At 46.5% G+C, this 777-nt stretch carries 1 protein-coding gene; it reads right to left on the bottom strand.

Annotated elements, in window-relative coordinates:
• Nucleotides 1-363: 363 nt before the first annotated feature.
• Nucleotides 364-777: helix-turn-helix domain-containing protein (locus tag DSM107010_RS37895; protein ID WP_127025465.1), on the bottom strand; the 414-nt coding region annotated here is incomplete at its 5' end.

Raw genomic sequence — 777 nt, 5'->3', positions numbered from 1 at the left:
GTGCGAGCGAGAGTTATGCACAGCGCCAAGAGCAGGTACGGCAAGATATTCGCAACGGTGAAGACCTTGATTCTCTACCATTATCTGTCGATCCCGATGATTATTATCAGCAGCACGGTTACAATCCTGGTTAATACGACTACGAATATATAGTTGCAACGTTAATATTTAGACAGCTCTACGCTATTAAAAGTTAGATCGAGTTGGGGAGGAAAAAATATTGTTGAAAAAGCACTCTGCTGCATGGTCTTTTTAACGACTACTAAAACAGTAGCTTTATTTAGCCAGAATTGGGGCGATTGTCATTGCGATCGCCCAATAAAACGTGCCTACCTGTTTTTCTTCCGATGATACTAGTTGCGCTCAAGCAGTTCGCAGCCGTTCAATGTCCCGAATCGGTGGCGCACCAAACAAGCGTGAATATTCGCGGCTGAACTGTGAGGGACTTTCATACCCAATTCGATAGGCAGCATACGCCGCATCAGCGTTTTCGGCAAGCATCAGGCGACGTGCTTCTAAAAGTCTCAACTGCTTTTGATACTGAAGCGGACTCATCGAAGTCACTTGCTTGAAATGCTGATGAAACGACGAAGTAGACATACTGACCCGCCTCGCTAAATTCTCAATCCGCATCTGTTGGGCAAACTCAGCCTCGATCAGTTTAATGGCTTTGGCAATTCGCTGCATATTACTGCCGGATGTGGCAATTTGGCGCACGGCTTCACCTTGTTCGCCGATCAGCAGACGGTAATAGAGTTCGCGAATTATCAGCGGTGC

The sequence above is a fragment of the Chroococcidiopsis cubana SAG 39.79 genome, assembly GCF_003991895.1.
GTDB classification, from domain to species: Bacteria; Cyanobacteriota; Cyanobacteriia; order Cyanobacteriales; family Chroococcidiopsidaceae; genus Chroococcidiopsis; species Chroococcidiopsis thermalis.
This window is presented reverse-complemented; position numbering and strand designations above follow the sequence as displayed.